The following is a 23,372-nucleotide window of genomic DNA, read 5'->3' on the forward strand; positions in this document are numbered from 1 at the left end:
TCGGTTACTCGGCCGCGAGCTGATCCATGCGAATGCGATTGGCGAACAGCGAGAACGCCAGCATGCCGGCCAGCCCATTGGCGCGGCTGACCCAATGCGGCAGCCAGCGCGGTGGGCGCAGGATGCCTTCTTCGAACAGCGGCGCGAAATCCACCGCGTCGGTCAGTGACATCTTGCCGGCGAACAACCAGCGGCAGTTCTGCAGGCGGTCTTCGGCCAGCATATGGCGGAAGAAGGTGTGCACCGACACCAGCCCACGCAGGTACACGGTGTCCTTGGTGAAGGCCGCGCCGCCGGTGGCGGGCACGCCGCGGAACACGCGCTGGGCCGAGGCGAAGCTTTCTTCGTTGTTCTGCCCGGCGTCGCAGAAGTAGCGGAATACCTGGATGAAATCCGCGCCTTCGCGTGCCATCGCGATCGCTTCGGTGCGCAGGCTGATGCGCTTGAGCCGCTCGATGTCGATGCTGCCGGTGATCTGTTCGGCGAACGTGGCCAAGCCTTCCTGGGTGGCGGTCACCCGGGGCGAGGACAAGGCCAGGCTGGGCAAGTGCGGCTGTTCGCGCCCGTTGAGCGCGGTGAGCGAGTGCACCAGCGCTTCATGGTGGAACAGCTGCGCGCGGTCGTAGGCACTGAAGCGCGCACTGGTGCGCAGGCGGATGCGGGTGGGGCCGGCAGCGGCCTTGGAGATCAGCTCCGGGTCCAGCTGCACGCTGATGATGCGCGATTCAAAGAACGCATCCAGGTCGCTCTGCAGCTGCAGCTGCAATGCGGTGGCCGAGACCGGCACCTGCTCTTCCGGGGCAAGCAGCTCGTGGTCCAGTTCCTGCGCGATCTGGATGAAGTGGCGGGCCGCTTCGCGGGTGCTGGGGCCGTTGCCCGGCAGCGGCTGTTCGGGCGAGCCGAACAGCTCCACCGAGTAACGGTCCACGGCAGCGGTGCCAAGCGATTCGAGCAGGCCGGCGGCCAGGTCCCAGCTGTGGGCGGAGCGGCGGATGTACAGGCCGATGGGGTGGTCCACATCGCACTGGGCGCTGATCGCGGCCAGTTCGCGGCGGGTGCGGGCGAAATCGAGCTTCGGGTAGTCCAGCACCGGCAGCACCGGCTGGCCACGCGCCACGCTGGCCAGGAACGGCGCCTGCAGGGCGGCCGGCCAACTGGTCAGGCCCAGCAGCCGCAGCCCCCCCACGGCCTCCACCAGCCGGGCGTCCAGCTCGGTGTGGTGGGCCACGTCCCGGTCCACGGTCATCGGCGGGCGGTGAGGAGCGATGCTCATGAAGCGGACATTAGCAGGGTCAAAAGGGGGATGGGCAGCCAGGTGCGGATGGAGCACTATTGGCCTATAGTTGGACTATTGGTAGCCAGAGGAGATGACGATGTCCGCCGCCAGCAAGCGTGCCCCCGCGTCGGCCAAGGTTGAGTCGTACGCCATCGGACCCCTGAAAGAACCCCGTTCCGCGCAGGTTGTGCGCGATGCGACAACCGTGAAATTCAAACTGCCGGTGAAGGTGGATTCGTTCAGGGCCCTGCTGCGCACCGCGCCACTGGCCGAGCGCGTGCAGATCGAACGCGAAGGCGTGCCCTACCAGGTGGTGAAGGGCCTGATCGATGAGATATTCGACAGCAGTACCGAATTCCAGACCTTCGTGCGCATTCCCAAAGCCACCTTTACCAAGAAGATGCGGGACAAGTCCCTGTTCGCCGGCACCACCGGGCAGTCCGTCGTGGGCTTGATGGAATTGATCAACCGCGTGGAAGACATGCTCGCGGCCGAACGCGACAACGAACAGGCGCGTGGCTTCGACGTCGAAAAATGGGTGGGCGAGTGGATCCAGCGGCCGCAACCTGCGCTGGGTGGCCTGGCGCCGGCCGACGTGATGGATACGCCCACCGGCCGTGCGTCGGTGATGCGGGTGCTGGGGGCCATCCAGAGCGGCGCCTATCAATGAAGCTGGCCCGCATTGGCTCGACAGGGCCTGCGTGGACGCCCGACGACATCAGCGGCACCGGCGCCGCCTGTTCGCCGGGCCGCTGGAACCGGCCTGGCGAGAAGGTGGAGTATGCGGCCCCCAGTCTCGCCATGGCGGTCCTGGAGACCGCCGCGCACATCGATGACAACGGCCTGCCGCTGAACAGGTACGTCATCGAGATCGACGTACCGGATGATGTCTGGGCGGCGCGACGTGTTACTTCCGCTGCCACGCTGCCGGTAGGTTGGGACGCCATTCCACACGGCATGATCTCGGTGAACACGGGATCTGCGTGGTACAGCGAGGGCGCTCACGCGATCATCGAACTACCGTCGGTGATTGCTCCGGAAGAGACCATTGTTCTCATCAATGCCCAGCATCCCGATGCCCTGCGCATGACCGCGCGGGCCACGCGCCGACTTCAGTACAACCTGCTGTTCCGGAGCAGAGGCCGGTAATCGAGGCGCGGAGATGCGCCTCAGCGCTTTTTGCCCGGCGGGCGCCACTGCGCCCCCTTGCTCACATGCTTGCGCTCCAATGCCTGCTGGGCTTGGCGCACCGCCAGCTTGGCGGCCGCGGCCGCCACTTCGTCCTTCAGCTTGAAGTAGTTGAGCAGCCGCTCTTCATCCAGTTCACCGGAGTCGATCGCCGCGCGCACCGCGCACCCCGGCTCACGCTGGTGGGCGCAATCACGGAAGCGGCACTGTGCGGCCAGCGCTTCCACATCGGCGAACCCTACTTCGCCCAGCGCCTCTTCGCCGGTGGGCTTGAGCTCACGCATGCCGGGGGTGTCGATCAGGCAGGCGCCCGACGGCATCGGAATCAGCGCGCGGTGGGTGGTGGTGTGGCGACCCTTGGAATCGTTGCCCCGCACTTCGGCGGTCTTCATCAGCTCGTAGCCGAGCAGCGTGTTGGTCAGGGTCGATTTGCCGGCACCGGAGGAACCGACCAGCACCACGGTCTGCCCGGCGCCGAGCCACGGCAGCAGTGCGCTGGCGCTGGCCGGGTCGCGGCCGTTGATGGCCAGCAGCGGGATGTCCTGCGCGGCCAGTTCTTCCAGCACGGCCAGGGCATCTTCGCTGTATTCGGTCTGGTCGGCCTTGGTCAGCACCACCACCGGCTGCGCGCCGCCACCGCCCACCAGCATCAGGTAACGCTCGATCCGGCGCGGGTTGAAGTCCGCATCCAGCCCGCAGACGATGAACACGGTATCGATGTTGGCCGCGATCACCTGCTGGTGGTAATGCTCGCCGGCCGCGCCGCGCTTGATCGCGGTGCGCCGGGGCAGCAGGGCCACGATCAGGATGCCGTCCAGCAGCACCCAGTCCCCCACGGCCGCGCGTTCGTGGCTGGGGAAACGCGGACGTTGCCATTCGGCGGGCGATTCGGTCTTGATCGCCGCGCCCGGGGCATCGGCCACCACGTAGCCGGTACGGTGCTGTTCCACCACCCGGCCCGGGCGGGCCTGGGGGTACTGCTCGAACAGGGCCTGCCAGGCAGGCAGTTCGGGGGCGCCTGCCCAGGGCCAGCCCATGGTCTGCAGGGCGCGGTAGTCGATCGGTTCGCTCATGCGCCCATTCTAGAGGCATCGGCGGCAACTGCCCGCCAATACTGGGAATTTGCCCCGGAGCCCTTGCCCTGCAACGCAGCATTTCCGCTAGTATGCGATTTCCATGCCCGAACCACGGCCCAGTCATGTCCACGCCCCCGCTGAAGCCGCTTGCCACCCGCGAGCGCCTGTCCGAAGTCCGCTACGAGATCCGGGGCGAACTGGCGCGGCGAGCGCGTGAGCTGGAGGCGCAGGGCCGCAAGCTGATCAAGCTGAACATCGGTAACCCCGGCAACTTCGGGTTCCGCGCGCCGGAACACCTGCAGCGTGCCATTGCCGACGACATGGGCCGCACCGATCCGTACACCCACCAGCAGGGCCTGCCCGAAGCGCGCGAGGCGATTGCCGCCGCATACGCCCGCCGTGGCGCACCCGATGCGCACCCGGACCGGGTGTTCATCGGCAATGGGGTGAGCGAGCTGATCGACCTGTCGCTGCGCGCCCTGCTCAACCCGGGCGACGAAGTGCTGGTGCCCTCGCCCGATTACCCGCTGTGGTCGGCGGCCACCATCCTCAACGACGGCCGCCCGGTGTACTACCGCTGCGCGCCGGAGAACGGCTTCCAGCCCGACCCGGTGGAAATCGAGACGCTGGTGTCCTCGCGCACCCGCGCGATCGTGCTGATCAATCCGAACAACCCCAGCGGCGCCAGTTATTCGCGCGAGCTGCTGGAGCGCATCGTGGCCATCGCCGCGAAGCACAACCTGCTGCTGATGGTCGATGAGATCTACGACCAGATCCTGTATGACGACGCGCGGTTCCAGCCGGTGGCCCCGCTGGCCGGCGAGCACCCCTGCATCACCTTCAGCGGCCTGAGCAAGGTGCACCGCGCCTGCGGCTGGCGCGTGGGCTGGGCGATGCTGTCCGGTGCGGCCGAACGGCTGGGCGAGTTCCGCGCTGCGATGGACCTGCTCAGCGCGCTGCGCCTGTGCGCCAACGTGCCGGGCCAGTACGCCATCGATGCGGCGGTGAACGGCCCGGACACGGTGTCGGCGCTGTGCGCCCCCGGTGGCCGCCTGTATGAAACCCGCCGTGCGGTGATCGAGGCGTGCAACGCCAGCGAGCATCTGTCGCTGGTGGCCCCGGCCGGCGCGCTGTACGCGTTCCCGGCGGTGGTGGGCGCGGCCGCGCGCAGCTTCGACGACCACGATTTCGCGCTGGAACTGATGAACGAGGAAGGCGTGCTGGTGGTGCCGGGTTCGAGCTTCAACGTGCCCTACCGCCACCATTTCCGGGTGACGCTGCTGCCGGAAGCCGAGGTGATGCGCGATGTGTTCGCACGCATCGACCGGGCGCTGGCCCGCCGCGCCGAGGCCAACACCAAGGTGGTGCCGCTCAAGCCGCGCAGCGCGGTGGCCTGAGGTGGCGCTGTCCTACCTGGCCCTGGGCGATTCCTACACCATCGGCGAAGGCGTGGCCCCGGCCGGACGCTGGCCGGTACAGCTGGCGACGGCGTTGCAGGAAGCCGGCCACGTGGTGGCCGAGCCGCAGATCATCGCCACCACCGGCTGGACCACCGACGAGCTGGATTCCGGCATCGATGCGGCGGCCCCGACCGGGCCATTCGGGCTGGTGAGCCTGCTGATCGGGGTCAACGACCAGTACCGCGGCCGCAGCGTGCAGGAGTACCGCCCGCGCTTCACCGCCCTGCTGCAGCGCGCGCTCGGCTTTGCCGGGCAGCAGCGCCGGCGGGTGTTCGTGCTGTCCATTCCGGACTGGGGCGTGACCCCGTATGCGCGCGACAACAACCGCGATCCGGTGCAGATCGCACGCGAGCTGGATGCCTACAATGCCGCGGCGCAGGCGATCTGCGCCGAGCACGCGGTGGCGTTCGTGGACATCACCGCGATCAGCCGCGAACGCGGTGCGCAACCTGACATGCTGGTCGACGATGGCCTGCACCCGTCGGCGGCGATGTATACCGAGTGGACGCGCCGGGCCTTCCCGGTCGTTCGCGCCCACCTGGATGATGAGGCAGCACGCTGAGCACGGACGCGTTACCACTGGCCAGGGAACAGGCCCACCGCATCGCCGATGCCTTCATGCCGGCGCAGCGCTTCGGCAACCGCCGCGATTACTACTACAGCCGGGGCAAGCTCGGCAGCGACCCGCTGTATCCGGGCGTGCTCGGCGCGCTCGCGCCCTGTTCGCTGCCGCTGCTGGACATCGGCTGCGGGCTGGGCTTGCTGGCCCATGTGCTGCGACAGAACCAGCGCACGCAGCCCTACCATGGCGTGGATATCGACGCGGACAAGATTGCCCGTGCACAGCGCGCCGGTGCGCGCGCGGCACTGCACGATGCGCGCTTCGACTGCGTGGATGCCAGCGCTTCCCTGCCCGATCACCACGGCAGCGTGGCGCTGCTGGACGTGCTGCAGTACCTGCCGGCCGACGCACAGCCGGTGCTGCTGCGTGAAGCGGCGGCACGGGTCGCACCCGGCGGGCGGCTGGTGATCCGCACCACGCTGGCCGACAACAGCGGGCGCGACCGCACGACGCGGATCACCGACATGCTGGCGCATCTGGTCGGCTGGATGGGCACGCGGCCCCGGCACTATCCCGATGCGGCCAGTGTGCGCGCACCGTTGGAGGCCGCCGGGCTGCAGTTGGAGATGACGCCGCTGTACGGCAATACGCCGTTCAACAACTGGCTGGTCACCGCCGAACGCGGGCAGCCGGCATGAACACGCCGCGCCCCCGCCATTCCGCGCTGGGCATCGCCGCGCTGGTGGTGAGCCTGGTGGCGCTGGTGCTGTTCGCGGTCACCGCGCATGTGGCCCACCTGCCCCGCTATGCGGGCATGCACGAGGTGCCGGTGGCGGTGCTGGCGATGCTGTTCGTGGCGCTGGGCGTCACGGTGGTGGGCCTGCTGCTGGGCATCGGCAGCGCGCTGCAGCACCAGCGCCGCCGGGTCACCGGCGTGCTGGCGCTGGGGCTGTCGATCACCTTGTTGTGGGCGCAGGCGTCGCTGGGGAGCTGGATCCACCAGCAATGGGTGGATGCGCACCCGACAGCGGACGCAGAGGCAACGCCGCACTGAGGCCGCGGGCCTGGATGGCCTGCAACACCGCTTCGATGATCGCGAGGTTATGGCCGTGGGCGGCGCCTTCGTGGAGCAGCACGATCGCGCCCGGACGCAGCTGGGCGACGATGCGGTCGACCACGGCCTGCGGCTGGCAGTCCACGCCGTCGAAACCGCGCGCGCTCCAGCCCACCCGGGTCAGGCCCCAGCGCTTCAGTGCGGGTGCCACGAACGGGTTGGTCATGCCCACCACCGAGCGGTACCAGCGCGGCGGGGTGCCGGCAATCCCGGTCAGGGTCTGCTGGCACTGCGCGATCTCGTCGGCCATGGCGGCCGGGCCGAGCCGCCAGAAGCGGGTCTGCGGATGGCGGTGGCTGTGGTTGCCCAGGTCGTGGCCCCGGGCCAGCACCTGGCGCACCCGTTCCGGCCGGGCGGCGGCGCGCTCGCCGACCATGAAGAAGGTGGCCTTGGCCTGGTAGCGGTCCAGCAGGTCCAGCACCGCCGGGGTCTCTTCCGAGGGGCCGTCGTCGATGGTCAGCCAGACGTGTCCGGCCGGGGCCGGCAGGTGGCTCAGCACCGGGGCGTAGAAGCGGCTGTTGGGCAGGAACACCGGCACCAGGAACAGGGCGTGCGAGGCCACCATCAGCGGCAGCCCGATGGCCCAGCCCCAGGCCCACCAGGCCAGCACCACCGCCAGCTGGGACAGCAGCAGCCAGGGCAGCCAGCGCCACGGGCGGCGGGGAATGCGATGCAACGTTTCCGGTACGGTCATGCCCCATGATGCCATGCCGCGTAGAATGTACGGTTCGAAACTCCGGACCCGACCACCATGTCCCTTGATCCCGCCCTGCGCTCGCGCATCGAATCCATTCTTACCGCCAACCGCGTCGTGCTGTTCATGAAGGGCCAGCCGACCATGCCGCAGTGCGGGTTCTCGGCCAAGGCCGTGGGCGCGCTGCAGGACCTGGGCGTGGAGTTTGCCCACGTCAACGTGCTGGCCGACCCGGAAATCCGCGAAGGCATCAAGGCCTACGGCGACTGGCCGACCATCCCGCAGCTGTACATCGACAGCGAACTGGTCGGCGGCAGCGACATCATCCTGCAGATGGCCAGCAGCGGTGAGCTGAGCAGCGTGCTGGGCCTGGCCGCGCCGGACCGTACCCCGCCGCGCATCACCGTGACCCCGGCCGCGGTGGAAATGCTGCGCGGTGCGCTGGCTGATGCACCGGGTGCCTCGCTGCAGCTGGGCATCGATGCCAGCTTCCAGCCGAACTTCCAGCTGGCCCCGCACGACGACAACGCCATTGCCGCCGAATCCAACGGCCTGCGCGTGCAGTTCGACCTGGCCAGCGCGCGCCGCGCCGAGGGCATCACCATCGATTGGGTGGACGACATCCGTGGCAAGGGCCTGGCCATCGACAACCCGAACGCACCGAAGGCCGTGCAGGAACTGGCCGTTCGCGACGCCGACGACCAGCGCCGTGCCGGCACCCTGACCGTGGTGGATGTGCGCCCGGCCGATGAGCGTGCGATTGCTTCGATTGGCGGCGATTTCAAGACGTTCGACGGCAACAACCGTGCCGAGCTGGAAGCCCTGCCCAAGGACACCCCGCTGGCGTTCCTGTGCCACCACGGTGGCCGCAGCGCGCAGGCGGCGGAGCAGTTCCGTGCGCTTGGCTTCAGCAAGGTCTACAACATCACCGGCGGTATCGATGCCTGGTCGGATGCGGTGGACAACAGCGTGCCGAAGTACTGATCGCAGGTTCAACCGCGATGGATGAAAAAACGCCGGCATTGCCGGCGTTTTTTTGTCAGCCGGCGAACCCGCCTTCGGCGAGGTAGTCCAGTTCTTCCGGCGTTGGCATCCGCCCCAGCACCGCATTGCGGTGCGGGAAACGCCCGAAGCGGCGGATGATGTCGCGGTGCAGTTCGGCATACTGCAGGTATTCCTTGTCGCCCAGCACGTCGAACATGGCGACCGAACGTTCCTGGTCCTGCGGGTCTTCGGAATGCTCGAACGGCAGGTAGATGAAGGCGCGCAGCTTGGGCACCAGCTGCAGGTCCAGGCCTTCTTCCACTGCGCGCATGGCGTAGTGGCGGGCCAGGCCGTCGGTGGCGTAGGAATGGGCGGTGTCGCGGAAGCAGTTGCGCGGAAACTGGTCGAGCAGGATCATCAGCGCCAGCGCGCCATCGGCCGTTTCCAGCCAATGCTCGCGCGCACGGCGTGCGGCAGCGAAGTGTTCGTCGAGGAATGCCTCGCGGAAACGCGCATCGAACGCGTCATCGCGCGCGAACCACTGCTGCGGTCCCGCGTTGCGCCAGAATTCCACTACTTTTGCCGCCACGTCCATTCACTACCCCTGCGGGCGGCGCGCCATCCCGGCGCCCACCCATGCCATTACCATCATTCGTCAACGCGCAGGTGGCGGACCGACTTGCCGTTGCGCCATATAAGCTTAAGCGCCTCGATACCGATCTGGATATGGTTTTCTTGGCAAGAGGGCGGCGGACCGGGCATGCACTTGGCCACTTGGCAACGCGCCGGCCAGCGGCTAGCGTCGCGGGGGATCTTTCACGCCGCATCGGGGATGACATGCGTACACGATTGACCGCCGGGCTGGGTCTGGCGCTGTTCACCTTGGCTGCGCCTTCGGCGCCGGCAGCATCGCGCTTCACCCAGGACCCCTACCCCAGCACCTATGCGCCGATCGCCTCGGCGCCGGTGCTGATCCGCAACGCCACCGTGCTTACCGGCACCGGCGCGCGCCTGGAGCATGCCGACCTGCTGCTGCGCGATGGCCGCATCGCCGCGCTGGGCAGCGCGCTGGAGGCACCGGCCAACGCGGTGCAGGTCGATGGCACCGGCAAGTGGGTCACCCCCGGCATCATCGACGTGCATTCGCACCTGGGCGTGTATCCCAGCCCCGGGGTCGGTGCGCATGCGGATGGCAATGAAATGACCGCACCGGTGACCGCCAACGTGTGGGCCGAGCATTCGGTATGGCCGCAGGACCCGGGCTTTGCCGCCGCGCTGGCCGGCGGGGTGACCTCGATGCAGGTGCTGCCCGGCTCGGCCAACCTGGTCGGCGGGCGCGGGGTGACCTTGAAGAACGTCCCGGCCACCACCTACCAGGCCATGAAGTTCCCCGGTGCGCCGTGGGGCCTGAAGATGGCCTGCGGCGAAAACCCCAAGCGGGTGTATGGCGGCGGCAAAGGTGTTGCGCCGGGTACGCGCATGGGCAACGTGGCCGGCTACCGCGCTGCCTTCATCGACGCCAGCGAATACCTGGCCAAGAACGCCCCGAAGAAGGTCAAGAAGAAGCGCTGGTTCGGCGGCAGCGACAAGGGCGACAGCGCCGGCGATACCGGTGGCAAGCGCGACCTGAAGCTGGACACGCTGGCCGGCGCCATCGACGGCGACATCCGCGTGCACATCCACTGCTACCGCGCCGATGAAATGGCCACCATGCTGGACCTGTCCAAGGAGTTCGGCTTCAAGATCGCCGCGTTCCACCACGGCGTGGAGGCCTACAAGCTGGCCGACCGGCTGGCCGCCGAAGGCGTCTGCGGTGCGCTCTGGGCCGACTGGTGGGGCTTCAAGATGGAAGCCTTTGACGGCATCCAGGAAAACATCGCGCTGGTGGACCGCCCGGCCAACAGCTGCGCGATCGTGCATTCGGATTCGCCCGAAGGCATCCAGCGGCTCAACCAGGAGGCCGCCAAGGTGATCGCCAACGCGCGCCGCGCCGGCATGCAGATCGCGCCCGAGCGCGCCATCGGCTGGCTGACCTTCAACGCCGCCCGCTCGCTGGGCGTGGAGAAGCAGACCGGCAGCCTGGAGGTGGGCAAGATGGGCGATGTGGTGGTGTGGAACGGCAGCCCCTTCAGTTCCTACGCGCTGGCCGAGAAGGTCTACATCGACGGCCACCAGGTCTACGACCGCCAGGACGTGCGCCGGCAGCCACTGTCGGACTTCATGCTCGGCCAGGAGGCACGCCCATGACCGGCACCCGCGTACTGCAGCGCAGCCTGCTGCTTCTTGCACTGCTTGGCGCCGCGCCGGCGAGCTGGGCGCAGGATCTGCTGATCCGCAATGCCACGGTACACACCGCCAGCGCGCGCGGCAGCCTGAAGCACGGCGATGTGCTGGTCCAGGGCGGCGTGATCCGCGCCGTGGGCACCGGTTTGGTCGCGCCTGCCGGCGCCACGGTGGTGGAGGCCAACGGTCGCCCGCTCACCCCGGCGTTGTTTGGCGGCATCACCGACATCGGCATCGACGAAGTGTCCGGTGAGTCCACCACGGTGGACAGCGGCCTCAAGCTGGAAGACCAGCCGCTGCGCCCCGAATTCGACGTGACGCTGGCCTACAACCCGGCCTCGGTACTGATCCCGGTGGCACGGCTGGACGGCATCGGCTTCACCGCCCTGGGGGCCAACACCAGTGGCAGCTTCATCGCCGGCCAGGGCGGGGTGATGCGGCTGGACGGCAGCGCCGATCCGATCGGCCCGCGCGCGCTGTTCATCCGGCTCGGCGCGTCCGGTGCCGAACTCACCGGCAGCTCGCGGGCGGCGCAGTGGATGCTGCTGGAGCAGATGGTGAGCGAAGCGCGCAACCGGGTGCCGGTCGATTCGCCGCATGCCCTGCTCACCCCTGCCGGCCGCGCCACGCTGGCCCGCTACCTGGCGGGCCAGGGGCGGTTGGTGGTGGAGGTGGACCGCGCGGCGGACATCCGCCAGCTGCTGCGCTGGGCGGCGCGCGAGAAGGTGAGCATCGCCATTGCCGGCGGTGCCGAGGCGTGGCGGGTGGCGCCACTGCTGGCCCAGGCGAAGGTGCCGGTGTTCGTCGATGCGCTGGGCAACCTGCCCACCAGTTTCGACCAGCTCGGTGCGACCCTGGAAAACGCCGCGCGGCTGCACGCCGCCGGGGTGCAGGTCAGCTTCGCCCAGCGCGACGATGCCTCGCACAATGCGCGCAAGATGCGGCAGTTGGCGGGCAATGCCGTGGCCAACGGCCTGCCCTGGCAGGACGGCCTGGCCGGGCTGACCCGGGTGCCGGCGCAGGTGCTGGGCGTGGGTGACACGCTGGGCAGCATCGAGCCGGGCAAGCTGGCCGACCTGGTGCTGTGGGAAGGCGACCCGCTGGACGTGGGCCACTACGCCGAGCAGGTCTGGCTGGGCGGCCGCGCCATGCCGATGCGCTCGCGCCAGACCGAACTGCGCGACCGCTACGCCGCCCCGGCCACCCGCGAACCCAGGGCGTATTCGCGATAAGGTCCGCTCACCCACCCGTAGAGCCAGGCCCTGCCTGGCTGCACCGCCAAGGAACGTCATGACCCTGCGCTGGTACTTCGATTTCGTCTCACCGTTCGCCTACCTGCACTGGCAGCAGCTGAAAACGCTGCCGCAGTTCGAGCGCATCACCCCGGTGCCGATCGCGCTGGGCGCGGTGCTGCACCACCTGGGCAACCTGGGCCCGGCCGAAATCCCGGCCAAGCGCCGCTTCACCTACCGCCAGGTGCTGTGGCAGGCGCAGCAGCAGGGCGTGCCGCTGCGCTTCCCGCCCGGCCACCCGTTCAACCCGCTGGCGGCCCTGCGCCTGTGCCTGGCGGCGGACGCCACGCCGGCGTCGGTGGACATCCTGTTCAACTGGATCTGGCGCGACGGCCGCGCGGCCGATACGCCACAGGCCCTGGCCCTGCCGGCGGCAATGCTGGACGTGGGCGACGTCGTGGCCGCCGTCTCGGCGCCGTCGGTCAAGGAACAGCTGCGCCAGAACACCGAGGCGGCCATCGCCGCCGGTGTGTTCGGGGTCCCCACCCTGTCCATCGATGGCGAGCTGTTCTGGGGCAACGAAAGCCACGCGTTGATGGCGGCGGTGTTGGCCGACCCCGGTCTTCTGCAGCAGCCGGAATGGCAGCGGATCGACACGCTGCCGGTGGCGGTGGAGCGCAGCCGGCCAAGCTGACCGGCGTGGTCAGGCAGCCGGACGCGATTTGAGATAGCTTTCACACTTTCGAACGGACACCCTGCCTGGAGGGGGCAAACAGGATGCGCATCGGAATCGTGGTCGACTCTGCCTGTGATCTACCGCAGGACTTCATCCAGCAGCACAACATCGTGCTGCTGCCCATCACCGTCCGGATTGGCGAGGCCGTGCTGGCCGACCACCGCGACGAACAGGCCACCCTGAGTTTCCTGCACGCCCACGTGGCCGAGCATGGCGCCGAGGCCGAAACCATTCCCTTCAGCGTGGTGCAGATCCGTGATCTGTTCCTGGGCAAGCTGGTGATCGATTACGACCATGTGTTCTGCATGACGATCACCAAGACCCGCAGCCCGATCCACGACAACGCGATGCAGGCCAGCTTCGCCATCCTCAACGACTACAAGCCGGTGCGCCAGGCGGCGGGTCACAACTCGCCGTTCGCGCTGCGCGTGCTGGACACCCAGAACCTGTTCGCCGCGCAGGGCGTGACTGCAGTGGAAGCGGTGCGCCTGCGCGACAGCGGCGCCGGCGTGCAGCAGATCCGCGAGCGGCTGGAGCAGCTGGCCTTGAACGTGCACGGGTACATGGTCACCCGCGACCTGTATTACATGCGCGCCCGCGCCCGCCACAAGGGCGACCGCAGCGTGGGCCTGATCAGCGCGGCGCTGGGCAGCGCGCTGGACATCAAGCCGGTGCTGCACGGCTACCGCGGCACCACCGGCCCGGTGGCCAAGATCAAGGGCTTCGACAATGCGGTGCAGAAGCTGTTCGACTTCGTCGGCCAACGGGTCAAGGGTGGCCTGATGACGCCCACGGTGTGTGTGAGCTACGGCGGCGAGCTGGCCGACCTGCAGGCGCTGCCGGGCTATGCCAGCCTGCGCGAGACCTGCAAGGCGCACGGGGTGGACGTGTACGAATCGGTGATGAGCCTGACCGGCATGGTCAACGTGGGCAAGGGCGCGGTCACGATTGGTTTTGCCGACGAACCGCACACCTTCAGCGCTTGAGCCAGCGGACGAGCGGCCGGTTTCTGCACACCGATTCCACCGTGCATCTGCCAGCCTTGGCGCATTCAACGGAGACCACCATGTCGCAGTATTTCATCAGCCTGCCGGACCCTTCCAAGGCACACGGCAACGATCCCGATCTTTCTTTCCGTTCGCAGAGCGCCGGCGGTTTCGCCGAGGAGCTGCAGGCCGCGCTGCGCACCACCGGCCTGTTCGACCGCTGGCGCGCCAAGCAGCCGGATCCCGATGCCGTCGAGCCGCAGTGGGGTGCAACCGACCCGAATGCGACCGTGACGGGTGAGCAGAAGGACCTGCGCATCAACCTGGTGGTCAGCACCACCATCAACAGCGATGTGCTGAAGGAGCGGCTGCGCCTGCTCGCCGGCCACCACTGGGAACTGCGCGACGTCCGGTAAAAACCGACCCGACCGGCGACGCCACCACAATCGCGTTGCCGGTCAGCTGCCCGTCAGGCATTTCACAGGACCTGTGCAGCGCGCTCCGGCATGGTGGGGTTGAACCTGCCCTGGAGTACTCGATGCCGCTGCGCCTGCCTGCTTCCGCTTCCCTGCTTGCCCTTGCCCTGGCTGCCGCAACCCCGGCACTGGCACAGACACCGGCTACCCTGCCCGCGCCCATCGCTGAAGACGGCGCCGTGGCCACCGGCCCGCGCTCGGACCTGCATGCGCAGGTGCTGCTGGACCGGGAGCACTTTTCGCCGGGCCAGATCGACGGGCTGACGGGCTCCAACCAGAAGCGCGCGGTGGCCGGCTTCCAGGCCGCGCGCGGGCTGAAGGTGACCGGCGAGCTCGACGACGCCACCTGGCAGGCGCTGCAGCCGGACAGCACGCCGCCCCTGGCCAGCTACACCCTCACCGCCGAAGACGTGGCGGGCCCCTTCCAGCCGATTCCGAAGAAGCCTGCCGAGCAGGCCAAGCTCAAGGCAATGGGCTTCACCTCGGTAGGCGAGGCACTCGGTGAGCGCTTCCATGCCGATCCCAAGCTGCTGCAGGCGCTCAACCCGGGCGTGGACCTGCGCAAGGCCGGCAGCACGATCCAGGTGCCGAACATCGCTCCTGCTGCGCTGCCGAAGGCGGCCAAGCTGGTCATCGACAAGTCCGATTCGACGCTGCGCCTGTATGACGCGCAGGGCAAGGTGTACGCGCAGTTCCCGGTGTCGTCGGGCAGCCAGCACGACCCGCTGCCGATCGGCAAATGGAAGATCCTGGGCATCTCCCGCGATCCGCCGTTCCACTACAACCCGAAGCTGTTCTGGGATGCCAAGGCCGGCGACCGCAAGGCCACCCTGCCGCCCGGCCCGAACAATCCGGTGGGGCCGGTCTGGATCGATATTTCCAAACCGCATTACGGCCTGCATGGCACCCCCGAACCGGGCCACGTGGGCAAGACCGAATCGCACGGCTGCGTGCGGATGACCAACTGGGACGCGCTGCAGGTGGCCGATGCGGTGGACGCCTCGGTGCCCGTGGTGATGCAGGAGTAAACGACGATGCTGACGCGATTGCTGGCACTGGGTGTAGTGATTGGCGTGGCCGGGTGGTGGTTGCTGGCGTCCGGGAATGATGTCCCGGAGAAGGCGGCTGCGGCGCAGGTGGTGGCCGCGCCGGTGGCAGCGGCGCCCTTGGCTGAAAGCCGCCAGGCAGGGCCTGGCGCACCCGGGGCGGATCCGCTTGCACCTGCAGCACCTGCTGAAGGCAGCCAGGCAGGGCCAGGCGCTGCCGCAGCCCCGTCGGGGCTGCTGTTGCCGGTGCAGGGGATCACGGCTGCGCAGCTGCAGGACACCTTTACCGATGCGCGCAGCCAGGGCCGGGTGCACGATGCCATCGATATCCTGGCGGCCGAAGGCACGCCGGTGCTGGCGGTGGCCGACGGCACCATCGAGAAGCTGTTCGACAGCGAGCGCGGCGGGCTGACCGTGTACCAGTTCGAGCCGGGCGGTACCTACTGCTACTACTACGCGCACCTGCAGCGCTACGCCGACGGGCTGGCCGAGAAGCAGGCGGTCAAGCGCGGCGACGTGATCGGCTATGTCGGGCATACCGGCAACGCCAGCCCGGACGCCCCCCACCTGCACTTCGAGATCCACCGGCTGGGCCCGGAGAAGCAGTGGTGGAAGGGCGAGTCGCTCAATCCTTACCCGGTGCTGCGCGGTGAGCAGGCCCTGCCCTGAGCCCTGCCCGGCCGGCGTGGCTGAACCGGGATGGGGTGCGCAATTGGCCCGGCCGCCGCGAAGGTGCGAGAATCGCCGGCCCTCCCTTGCCGGTTGGCGCGTTGGCGCCGCCCTCCTGACCGAGATTACGTGAAGACCCCCGAAAGCCTGCAGGCGCTGATCGAAGACGGCGTGATCGACGAAGTACTGCGCCCGCTCAAGAGCGGCAAGGAAGCGGCCGTGTACGTCGTACGCAGCGGCGACGACGTGCGCTGCGCCAAGGTATACAAGGACATGGCCCAGCGCAGCTTCCAGCAGCGCGTGCAGTACCAGGAAGGCCGCAAGGTGCGGGGCAGCCGCGAGGCGCGCGCGGTGGGCAAGGCCAGCAAGTACGGCCGCAAGCAGCAGGAAACCGCCTGGAAGAACACCGAGGTCGATGCGCTGTACCAGCTGCGCGATGCCGGCGTGCGCGTGCCCGAGCCGCATGGGTATTTCCACGGCGTGCTGGTGATGGAGCTGGTGACCGATGCCGAAGGCTTCTCCGCCGCGCGCTTGGGCGAGGTTGAACTGGAGCCGGACCAGGCCCGTGAGTTCCACCGGATCCTGGTGCGCCAGGTGGTCCTGATGCTGTGCTGCGGCCTGATCCACGGCGATCTGTCGCCGTACAACGTGCTGGTAGGCCCCGATGGCCCGGTGGTGATCGACTTCCCGCAGGTGGTGAGCGCCGGTGGCAACAACGCCGCGCGCAGCATGCTGCTGCGCGACGTCAACAACCTCACCGCCTACCTGGGGCGTTCGGCCCCCGAGCTGCTGGACACCTGGTACGGCGAAGAGATGTGGGCGTTGTTCGAGGCCGGTGACCTGCTGCCGGACAGCCCGCTGACCGGTGAATTCGTCCACGACGAATCCACCATCGACCTGGACAGCGTGCGCCACGCCATCAACGATGCGCGCGAAGAAGCGCTGATCCGCCAGCAGGGCCGCGAAGCGGCGGAAGAAGAAGACGCGTAAGCGTCAGGCGTACAACGCCTTGGCGTGATACGCGATGTGCTCGCCGATGAACGTACCGATGAAGTAGTAGCTGTGGTCATACCCCGGCTGCATCCGCAGTTGCAGCGGATGCCCTGCCGCGGTGCACGCAGCCTGCAGCCACTGCGGCTGCAGCTGGCTGTCCAGGAACTCATCGCCTGCGCCCTGGTCGACCAGCAGCGGCAGCTTTTCGGCGGCCGTGGCCACCAGTTCGCTGGCATCCCACTGCGTCCAGCCGCTGCGATCCTCGCCCAGGTACGCGCCGAAGGCCTTCTGCCCCCACGGCACCCGGGTCGGGGCCACGATCGGCGAGAACGCCGAGACGCTACGGTAGCGCCCCGGATTGCGCAGCGCGATCACCAGCGCGCCATGCCCGCCCATCGAATGCCCGCTGATGCTGCGCACGCCGGTGGCCGGCAGGTGCGCCTCGATCAGCGCCGGCAGCTCGTCGACGATGTAGTCGTGCATGCGGTAGTGCGCCGCCCAGGGCTGCTCGGTGGCATTGAGGTAGAACCCCGCGCCCTTGCCCAGGTCGTAGCCCTCGGCATCGGCCACATCATCGCCGCGCGGGCTGGTATCGGGCGCAACCAGGATCACGCCATGTTCCGCCGCATATCGCTGCGCGCCGGCCTTGGTGATGAAGTTCTGCTCGGTACAGGTCAGCCCGCTCAGCCAATACAGCACCGGCAGCTTCTGCGTGGCCGCCTGCGGCGGCAGGTACACGGCCACTTTCATTTCGCAGTTGAGCACCGCCGAGCGGTGCTGGTACACGTCCTGCCAACCGCCGAAGGCGGCGCGGTGTTCGATGCGTTCCATGGGTATTCCCGCCGTGATCAGTAGTGGACGACCGAGCGGATCGACTTGCCTTCATGCATCAGGTCGAAGGCTTCGTTGATCGCTTCCAGGCCCATGGTGTGGGTGACGAACGGCGCCAGTTCGATATCGCCCTTCATTGCATCTTCAACCATGCCCGGCAGCTGGCTGCGGCCCTTGACGCCACCGAAGGCAGTGCCCTTCCACGAGCGGCCGGTGACCAGCTGGAACGGGCGAGTGGAGATTTCCTGGCCCGAGCCGGCCACACCGATGATCACCGACTGGCCCCAGCCACGGTGCGCGCATTCCAACGCCGCGCGCATCACGTTGACGTTGCCGATGCATTCGAAGGTGTGGTCCACGCCCCAGGTGGTCATTTCCACGATGACCTGCTGGATCGGCTTGTCGAAGTCCTTCGGGTTGATGCAGTCGGTGGCGCCGAACTGCTTGGCCAGCTCGAACTTGGACGGGTTGGTATCAATGGCGAAGATGCGGCCGGCCTTGGCCTGGCGTGCGCCCTGGATCACTGCCAGGCCGATGCCGCCCAGCCCGAACACGGCCACCGAATCGCCTTCCTGCACCTTGGCGGTGTTGTGCACCGCGCCGATGCCGGTGGTGACGCCGCAGCCCAGCAGGCACACGTGTTCCGGGTTGGCCTCCGGATTGATCTTCGCCAGCGAGACTTCGGCCACCACGGTGTACTCGCTGAAGGTCGAGCAGCCCATGTAGTGGTAGATCGGCTGGCCGTTGTAGGAGAAGCGGGTGGTGCCATCGGGCATCACGCCCTTGCCCTGGGTGGCGCGCACGGCCACGCACAGGTTGGTCTTGCCCGAGGTACAGAACAGGCACTCACCACATTCGGCGGTATACAGCGGAATGACGTGGTCGCCCGGCTTCACGCTGGTCACGCCCTCGCCCACTTCCACCACGATGCCGGCACCTTCATGGCCCAGCACGGCCGGGAACAGGCCTTCCGGATCATCACCGGACAGGGTGAAGGCATCGGTGTGGCAGACCCCGGTGTGGGTGATGCGCACCAGCACTTCGCCCTTCTGCGGCGGGGCAACGTCGATTTCGACGATCTTCAGCGGTTCGCCAGCGGCGAAGGCAACGGCAGCACGGGATTTCATGGGGAAGGCTCCAGGACAGATGACAGGACGGGACAGCGCGCGGCAGGACGCGCGCTTACTTCAGGTAGGAACGGATCAGCGCGCTCATATCGCGCACGCGCTCGGCACGCTGCGCATCGGACTGCGCCGGCTGGCCGAATTCTTCGCGCAGGTGGGCTTCCATCACCTCGGACATCAGCCCGTTGACGGCGCCACGGATGGCGGCGATCTGCTGCAGCACCGGGCCGCACTCGGCGCCGGCTTCCAGCGCGCGGTCCAGCGCATCGCACTGGCCGCGGATGCGCCGCACCCGGGCCAGGACCTTCTTCTTTTCTTCCGGGGAATGCGGCACGGAAACGCGACCAGAGAACTATACTGGGGGATAGTATACACAGATCGAATCCGGGTGCTGCACGAGGCCATCACGGCCGTCCATGGATGCTCGTTCCAACCCCACCCCCAGCCGGACCGACGATGCCCGACGCCCCCTCCTTCGTTGTCCGCTCCTTCGAAGCCAACTACGCCGCGTCCGGCAGTGTCGAGCGGATCCTCTCGCTGACCGTTGACTGCAATTGCGGTACGACCTCCTCATGCGGGTCCAGCCAGCTGATCCACCTGCCCGGTGGCGCGCTGTTCCGCTGCGAACAGTGCGGCTCGCACCAGGCCATCAGCCACGCACGCCTCGATGCCAGTACCGCCCCGGCACCGGTGCTGCGCGACAGCGCCATGAGCCGCAGCGCACCGATGGTCACCATCCGCTTCTGAGCGGCGCCCTGCACGCGGAAGGCACGCCATGGCAAAGCCGTCCGGCTCCCGTCTTGTTGTCTACGCCGCACTGGTCGGCAACCTGTGCATCGCCATCGCCAAGTTCGTCGCAGCCGGGCTTTCCGGCAGTTCGGCGATGCTCAGCGAGGGCGTGCACTCGCTGGTCGACACCACCAATGAACTCCTGCTGCTGTACGGGCTGCACCGCGCCGACAAGAAGCCCGACACCGTGCACCCGTTCGGGTATGGCCGTGAGCTGTATTTCTGGAGCTTCATCGTCGCCCTGCTGGTGTTCGCCGCCGGCGCGGGCGTATCGGCGTACGAAGGCATCCAGCACATACGCAACCCGGAACCGGCCACCAACCACACGGTGAGCTACGTGGTGCTGGGTATCTCGTTCCTGTTCGAGGGCGTCTCCTGGTGGGTGGCGCTGCGCGAATTCCGCGCGACCAAGGGGTCGCAGGGCTATTTCGAAGCCTTCCGGCGCAGCAAGGACCCCACCACCTTCACCGTGTTGCTGGAAGACAGCGCCGCGTTGCTCGGCCTGGCGTTCGCCGCCATCGGCCTGGCCGCGGCGCAATGGCTCGACATGCCGGTCCTCGACGGCGTGGCCTCGCTGTGCATCGCCGGCGTCCTGGCCGCCACCGCGTTCCTGCTGGCGCGCGAGACCAAGGGGCTGCTGGTCGGCGAGCCGGCCCACCCGCACGTGGCACAGCGCATCATGGCCGTGGCCAACACCGATGCGGACCTGCGCAACGCCAACGGGGTGACCACCATGCAGATGGGCCCGGACCAGGTGGTGGCGATGCTGAGCGCCGAATTCGAGGACGACCGCACCACCCCGCAGATCGAGGCGTGCATCACGCGTATCGAACGCGCGGTCAAACAGGAGTACCCGGAGCTGGTGGCGCTGTTCGTCAAGCCCCAGACGCCGGAGGTGTACCGCGCGCGGCGCGCGGCGTTGGGCGACCCGGGATGAAGCCTTCAGCTCGCGCGCCGGCCGGGCCGGGTCCGTCTTCATGGTCGCTACACGCGATCAGATAATCTACCCGGCCTGCGCACGCCCCATTTCGCCCGCGAGAGCCCTTTGAACGTTACCGATCCCACCGACAAGCACAGCGGGCGCGACACCGAGCGGGTGAAGATGGCGCTTGCCGCCGGCGCCATCGTCGGCACGTGGTTCTGGGACGTGGCCCATGACCGGCTGACCGTGGACGACGCGCTGACCCACGCATTCGGACTGGAGCCGGGCTCATCGCATCGCGAGCTGCGCTTGGAGCAGGTGCTGTCCGCGGTACACCCTGACGATCATGCGGAGCTGGCAGCGGCCATCAGCGATGCGCTCATGCGCGGCGGGCGTTATGCGCACCAGTACCGCGCGCGCAATGCCGACGGCGAGTACCGATGGCTCGAGGCCATCGGCCGGGTCGACCTGGATGCGCAGGGGCGCGCCACCGGGTTCCAGGGCGTGCTGATCGATATCGACGAACGCCGCCTGATCGAGACCGAGCGCGACCAGGCGCAGACGTTGCTGCGCTCCTTCCTGGACGCGGCCCCCGGCGTGGTCTACGCCAAGGACCGCCAGGGCCGGCTGTTGATCGGCAACCACGGCACGACCGAGCTGATCGGGCTGCCGCCGGAGCAGTACGTCGGGCGCACCGATGCGGAACTGCTCAACGACCCGGTGCAGGCCGCTGCCGTGATGGCCACCGATGAACGCATCATGGCCACCGGCCAGTCCCAGCAGCTGGAGGAGGACATCAGCTTCCCCGACGGCCGTCGCGCCTACTGGCTCTCGACCAAGGCCCCACTGCGCGATGCCGACGGCAACGTGGTGGGGCTGATCGGCACCTCGCTGGACATCACCGAGCGCAAGGCCGCCGAAGCACGTCACCGGGAGATCGAAGAGCGCTACCGGTTGGCGGCACGCGCCACCAACGATGCGATCTGGGATTGGCGCATGGCCGATGGCCAGGTTGTCTGGAACGAGGCGCTGGCCGACCTGTTCGGCCACGACCGGATGGAAACCGACGCGCAGTGGTGGCTCGACCACATCCATCCCGACGACCGCCCGCGCATTGATGCCGACATCCACACCGTGATCGACGGCGGCGGCACGATCTGGTACGGCGAGTACCGCTTCCGCCGCGCCGATGGCAGCTACGCGGACGTGCTGGACCGCGGCGCGGTGCTGCGCGGCACGGCGGGCGAGCCGGTGCGCATGATCGGCGCGATGCTCGACCTGTCCGGGCGCAAGGCAGCCGAAGCCGCCCTGGCCGAAAGCGAGGAACGGCTGCGTTTCGCCACCGAGGCCGGTGACATGGGCTTCTGGGACGTGGACCTGGTGCACGACGTGCTGATCTGGCCGCCGCGCACCAAGGCGATGTTCGGCATCTCACCCGATGTTGCGGTGCGCCTGGACGATTTCTATGACGGCCTGCATCCGCTCGACCGCGAGGCCACCAGCGCCGCCTTCGCGGCCGCCGCCGATCCTGCGCAACGCGCGCTTTACGATGTGGAATACCGCACCATCGGCAAGGAGGACGGCGTGGTGCGCTGGGTCGCGGCGAAGGGCCGGGGCCACTTCGAGGGCGACCGCTGCGTGCGCGTGGTCGGCGTGGCGATCGAGGTCACCGCGCGCAAAGCCGCCGAGGCCCGCCTGAAGGAACTCAATGAGCACCTTGAGATCCGGGTGGCAGAGGAAGTCGCCGAGCGCACCCGGGTCGAGGATGCGCTCCGGCAGAGCCAGAAGATGGAAGCGGTAGGCCAGCTCACCGGCGGTATCGCGCACGATTTCAACAACATGCTCGCGTCCGTGATCGGACCGCTGGACCTGCTGTCGCTGCGCCTGGGCGAGAGCGACCCGCTGGTCAGCCGTTACATCGACATGGCCATCGATGGCGCCAACCGCGCCGCCCAGCTTACCCAGCGCCTGCTCGCGTTTTCCCGCCAGCAGCCGCTGCAGCCGGTGCCGGTGGATGCCAACCGGCTGGTGTCGGGCATGTCCGACCTGTTCGTGCACTCGCTCGGGGGCACGATCCGGCTGGAAACCCTGCTGGCCGCCGACCTGTGGCTGGCCTTCGCCGACGCCAATCAGCTGGAGAACGTCATCCTCAACCTGGCGGTCAACGCGCGCGACGCCATGCCCGGTGGCGGGCGGCTGGCAGTGGAGACGTCCAACTGCACGATCGACGCCGGCAACGCCGAGCAGCACCCCGGGGTGCCCCGTGGCGAGTACATCCTCATCACCGTGGCCGACAACGGCTGCGGCATGTCACCCGAGGTGGTGGCCAAGGCCTTCGATCCGTTCTTCACCACCAAGCAGGTCGGTCAGGGCACCGGGCTGGGGCTGTCGCAGGTCTATGGGTTCGTCAAACAGTCGGCCGGCCACGTGAAGCTGTGCTCGGAAATCGGCCGGGGAACCACGGTGAAACTCTACCTGCCCCGACTGGTGGCCGAGGTGGCGCCGGTGGCGCCTGCGGCACCGGCCGGGCTTCGGATGCCCGCAGGCAGCCGCGAGCTGATCCTGGTAGTGGAAGACGAGCCGACCGTGCGGCAGTTCTCGGTGGAAGCGCTCACTGCACTGGGCTATGACGTGCTGGCCGCGGATGGCGCGGCCGCGGCGCTGGTGTTGCTTGACCAGCATGCGGACATCGCGCTGCTTTTCACCGATGTGGTGATGCCGGAGGTCAACGGACGCGAGCTGGCCGACGAGGCCCTGCGTCGCCGACCGGATCTCAAGGTGCTGTTCACCACTGGCTACAGCCGCAACGCGCTGGAGCGCGATGGGGTGATCGCCCCGGGCGTACAGCTGATCGGCAAGCCGTTCAACGTGGATACCCTGGCGTCGCGCGTGCGCGCGGTACTGGCCGAGACACGCTAGGCCGCGGCGCGG

General features: G+C 68.2%; 25 protein-coding genes and 1 pseudogene. 18 read left to right on the forward strand and 8 right to left on the reverse strand.

Annotation, left to right across the window (positions count from 1 at the left end; all coding sequences use genetic code 11):
* Window positions 1–4: 4 nt before the first annotated feature.
* The gene (locus BAY15_RS15855) at window positions 5–1,273 is read right to left on the reverse strand and encodes a flavohemoglobin expression-modulating QEGLA motif protein (RefSeq protein ID WP_426804271.1); all 1,269 of its coding nucleotides are present in this window, start codon (window positions 1,271–1,273) and stop codon (window positions 5–7) included.
* A 208-nt stretch (window positions 1,274–1,481) separates the two neighbouring features.
* Here BAY15_RS15855 and BAY15_RS15860 point away from each other — a divergent pair, with 208 nt between their 5' ends.
* Window positions 1,482–1,946, forward strand: a complete 465-nt coding sequence (locus BAY15_RS15860) for an antitoxin Xre/MbcA/ParS toxin-binding domain-containing protein (protein WP_068854781.1) — start codon at window positions 1,482–1,484, stop codon at window positions 1,944–1,946.
* Window positions 1,943–2,425 carry an RES family NAD+ phosphorylase gene (locus BAY15_RS15865; protein WP_068853966.1) on the forward strand — a complete coding sequence of 161 codons (483 nt, stop codon included), beginning with the start codon at window positions 1,943–1,945 and terminating at the stop codon, window positions 2,423–2,425. The genes BAY15_RS15860 and BAY15_RS15865 overlap by 4 nt, the downstream gene beginning before the upstream one ends.
* Before the next feature lie 20 nt (window positions 2,426–2,445).
* Here BAY15_RS15865 and rsgA read toward each other — a convergent pair whose 3' ends face one another.
* The gene (gene rsgA, locus BAY15_RS15870) at window positions 2,446–3,537 is read right to left on the reverse strand and encodes a ribosome small subunit-dependent GTPase A (RefSeq protein WP_068853967.1); all 1,092 of its coding nucleotides are present in this window, start codon (window positions 3,535–3,537) and stop codon (window positions 2,446–2,448) included.
* A gap of 125 nt (window positions 3,538–3,662) precedes the next feature.
* Between rsgA and BAY15_RS15875 the strand changes: the two genes are divergently transcribed.
* From BAY15_RS15875 to BAY15_RS15890, 4 genes are read left to right on the forward strand one after another with little or no spacing between them, the layout of a single operon-like run.
* On the forward strand, window positions 3,663–4,937 hold the full coding sequence (locus BAY15_RS15875; protein WP_068853968.1) for a pyridoxal phosphate-dependent aminotransferase: 1,275 nt from the start codon (window positions 3,663–3,665) through the stop codon (window positions 4,935–4,937).
* Window position 4,938: 1 nt separating this feature from the next.
* Entirely contained in the window at window positions 4,939–5,562 is a 624-nt protein-coding gene (locus tag BAY15_RS15880; protein WP_068853969.1) for an SGNH/GDSL hydrolase family protein, read from the forward strand.
* Between the two features lie 56 nt (window positions 5,563–5,618).
* Window positions 5,619–6,260, forward strand: coding sequence for a methyltransferase domain-containing protein (locus BAY15_RS15885; protein ID WP_083214206.1), 642 nt, complete (start codon window positions 5,619–5,621; stop codon window positions 6,258–6,260).
* Window positions 6,257–6,616 (forward strand): hypothetical protein, encoded by a 360-nt coding sequence (locus BAY15_RS15890; protein WP_068853971.1) that lies wholly within the window; start codon window positions 6,257–6,259, stop codon window positions 6,614–6,616. Before BAY15_RS15885 ends, BAY15_RS15890 begins: the two co-directional genes overlap by 4 nt.
* On the opposite strand, the gene BAY15_RS15895 is transcribed toward BAY15_RS15890, so the two are convergent.
* Window positions 6,519–7,370 carry a polysaccharide deacetylase family protein gene (locus BAY15_RS15895; protein WP_083214207.1) on the reverse strand — a complete coding sequence of 284 codons (852 nt, stop codon included), beginning with the start codon at window positions 7,368–7,370 and terminating at the stop codon, window positions 6,519–6,521. The genes BAY15_RS15890 and BAY15_RS15895 overlap by 98 nt on opposite strands.
* 57 nt (window positions 7,371–7,427) lie before the next feature.
* Here BAY15_RS15895 and grxD point away from each other — a divergent pair, with 57 nt between their 5' ends.
* Window positions 7,428–8,354, forward strand: a complete 927-nt coding sequence (gene grxD, locus BAY15_RS15900) for a Grx4 family monothiol glutaredoxin (protein ID WP_068853972.1) — start codon at window positions 7,428–7,430, stop codon at window positions 8,352–8,354.
* A 55-nt stretch (window positions 8,355–8,409) separates the two neighbouring features.
* On the opposite strand, the gene BAY15_RS15905 is transcribed toward grxD, so the two are convergent.
* Both BAY15_RS15905 and BAY15_RS19675 read right to left on the reverse strand, forming a co-directional pair.
* Complete coding sequence (locus tag BAY15_RS15905; RefSeq protein WP_068853973.1) at window positions 8,410–8,949, reverse strand: DUF924 family protein; 540 nt, start codon at window positions 8,947–8,949, stop codon at window positions 8,410–8,412.
* Window positions 8,950–9,002: 53 nt separating this feature from the next.
* A pseudogene (locus tag BAY15_RS19675) lies at window positions 9,003–9,089 on the reverse strand (AMP nucleosidase); the annotation flags it as partial.
* A gap of 102 nt (window positions 9,090–9,191) precedes the next feature.
* Between BAY15_RS19675 and BAY15_RS15910 the strand changes: the two are divergent.
* From BAY15_RS15910 to BAY15_RS15945, 8 genes are all read left to right on the forward strand, one after another.
* Window positions 9,192–10,601 (forward strand): amidohydrolase, encoded by a 1,410-nt coding sequence (locus tag BAY15_RS15910; RefSeq protein ID WP_068853974.1) that lies wholly within the window; start codon window positions 9,192–9,194, stop codon window positions 10,599–10,601.
* The gene (locus BAY15_RS15915; RefSeq protein ID WP_068853975.1) at window positions 10,598–11,869 is read left to right on the forward strand and encodes an amidohydrolase family protein; all 1,272 of its coding nucleotides are present in this window, start codon (window positions 10,598–10,600) and stop codon (window positions 11,867–11,869) included. The genes BAY15_RS15910 and BAY15_RS15915 overlap by 4 nt, the downstream gene beginning before the upstream one ends.
* 58 nt (window positions 11,870–11,927) lie before the next feature.
* Window positions 11,928–12,563: a 2-hydroxychromene-2-carboxylate isomerase gene (locus BAY15_RS15920; protein ID WP_068853976.1), complete on the forward strand. Its 636-nt coding sequence runs from the start codon at window positions 11,928–11,930 to the stop codon at window positions 12,561–12,563.
* Between the two features lie 83 nt (window positions 12,564–12,646).
* Window positions 12,647–13,591, forward strand: a complete 945-nt coding sequence (locus BAY15_RS15925) for a DegV family protein (protein WP_068853977.1) — start codon at window positions 12,647–12,649, stop codon at window positions 13,589–13,591.
* A gap of 80 nt (window positions 13,592–13,671) precedes the next feature.
* Window positions 13,672–14,007, forward strand: coding sequence for a hypothetical protein (locus BAY15_RS15930; RefSeq protein WP_068853978.1), 336 nt, complete (start codon window positions 13,672–13,674; stop codon window positions 14,005–14,007).
* Window positions 14,008–14,129: 122 nt separating this feature from the next.
* The gene (locus tag BAY15_RS15935) at window positions 14,130–15,095 is read left to right on the forward strand and encodes a L,D-transpeptidase family protein (protein ID WP_068853979.1); all 966 of its coding nucleotides are present in this window, start codon (window positions 14,130–14,132) and stop codon (window positions 15,093–15,095) included.
* A gap of 6 nt (window positions 15,096–15,101) precedes the next feature.
* Window positions 15,102–15,782: a M23 family metallopeptidase gene (locus tag BAY15_RS15940; RefSeq protein ID WP_068853980.1), complete on the forward strand. Its 681-nt coding sequence runs from the start codon at window positions 15,102–15,104 to the stop codon at window positions 15,780–15,782.
* Between the two features lie 129 nt (window positions 15,783–15,911).
* Window positions 15,912–16,772 carry a PA4780 family RIO1-like protein kinase gene (locus BAY15_RS15945; RefSeq protein ID WP_068853981.1) on the forward strand — a complete coding sequence of 287 codons (861 nt, stop codon included), beginning with the start codon at window positions 15,912–15,914 and terminating at the stop codon, window positions 16,770–16,772.
* Between the two features lie 3 nt (window positions 16,773–16,775).
* Here the strand turns inward: BAY15_RS15945 and fghA are convergent, their stop codons facing one another.
* Genes fghA through frmR form a run of 3 tightly spaced genes read right to left on the reverse strand, consistent with a single transcriptional unit; the run spans window position 16,776 to window position 19,064 of the window.
* Window positions 16,776–17,606, reverse strand: a complete 831-nt coding sequence (fghA, locus tag BAY15_RS15950) for an S-formylglutathione hydrolase (RefSeq protein ID WP_068853982.1) — start codon at window positions 17,604–17,606, stop codon at window positions 16,776–16,778.
* Between the two features lie 17 nt (window positions 17,607–17,623).
* Window positions 17,624–18,733, reverse strand: coding sequence for an S-(hydroxymethyl)glutathione dehydrogenase/class III alcohol dehydrogenase (locus BAY15_RS15955; protein WP_068853983.1), 1,110 nt, complete (start codon window positions 18,731–18,733; stop codon window positions 17,624–17,626).
* A 55-nt stretch (window positions 18,734–18,788) separates the two neighbouring features.
* On the reverse strand, window positions 18,789–19,064 hold the full coding sequence (gene frmR, locus BAY15_RS15960; protein WP_068853984.1) for a formaldehyde-responsive transcriptional repressor FrmR: 276 nt from the start codon (window positions 19,062–19,064) through the stop codon (window positions 18,789–18,791).
* 122 nt (window positions 19,065–19,186) lie between these two features.
* Between frmR and BAY15_RS15965 the strand changes: the two genes are divergently transcribed.
* The 3 genes from BAY15_RS15965 to BAY15_RS15975 all read left to right on the forward strand — a co-directional run bounded on the left by BAY15_RS15965 (window position 19,187) and on the right by BAY15_RS15975 (window position 23,360).
* Window positions 19,187–19,477: a hypothetical protein gene (locus BAY15_RS15965; RefSeq protein ID WP_068853985.1), complete on the forward strand. Its 291-nt coding sequence runs from the start codon at window positions 19,187–19,189 to the stop codon at window positions 19,475–19,477.
* 28 nt (window positions 19,478–19,505) lie between these two features.
* On the forward strand, window positions 19,506–20,456 hold the full coding sequence (locus BAY15_RS15970; protein ID WP_068853986.1) for a cation diffusion facilitator family transporter: 951 nt from the start codon (window positions 19,506–19,508) through the stop codon (window positions 20,454–20,456).
* Between the two features lie 108 nt (window positions 20,457–20,564).
* A complete protein-coding gene (locus BAY15_RS15975; protein WP_237334278.1) occupies window positions 20,565–23,360 on the forward strand; it encodes a PAS domain-containing hybrid sensor histidine kinase/response regulator in 2,796 nt (931 codons plus the stop codon).
* Window positions 23,361–23,372 lie beyond the last annotated feature (12 nt).

Source organism: Stenotrophomonas rhizophila (assembly GCF_001704155.1).
GTDB lineage: Bacteria > Pseudomonadota > Gammaproteobacteria > Xanthomonadales > Xanthomonadaceae > Stenotrophomonas > Stenotrophomonas rhizophila_A.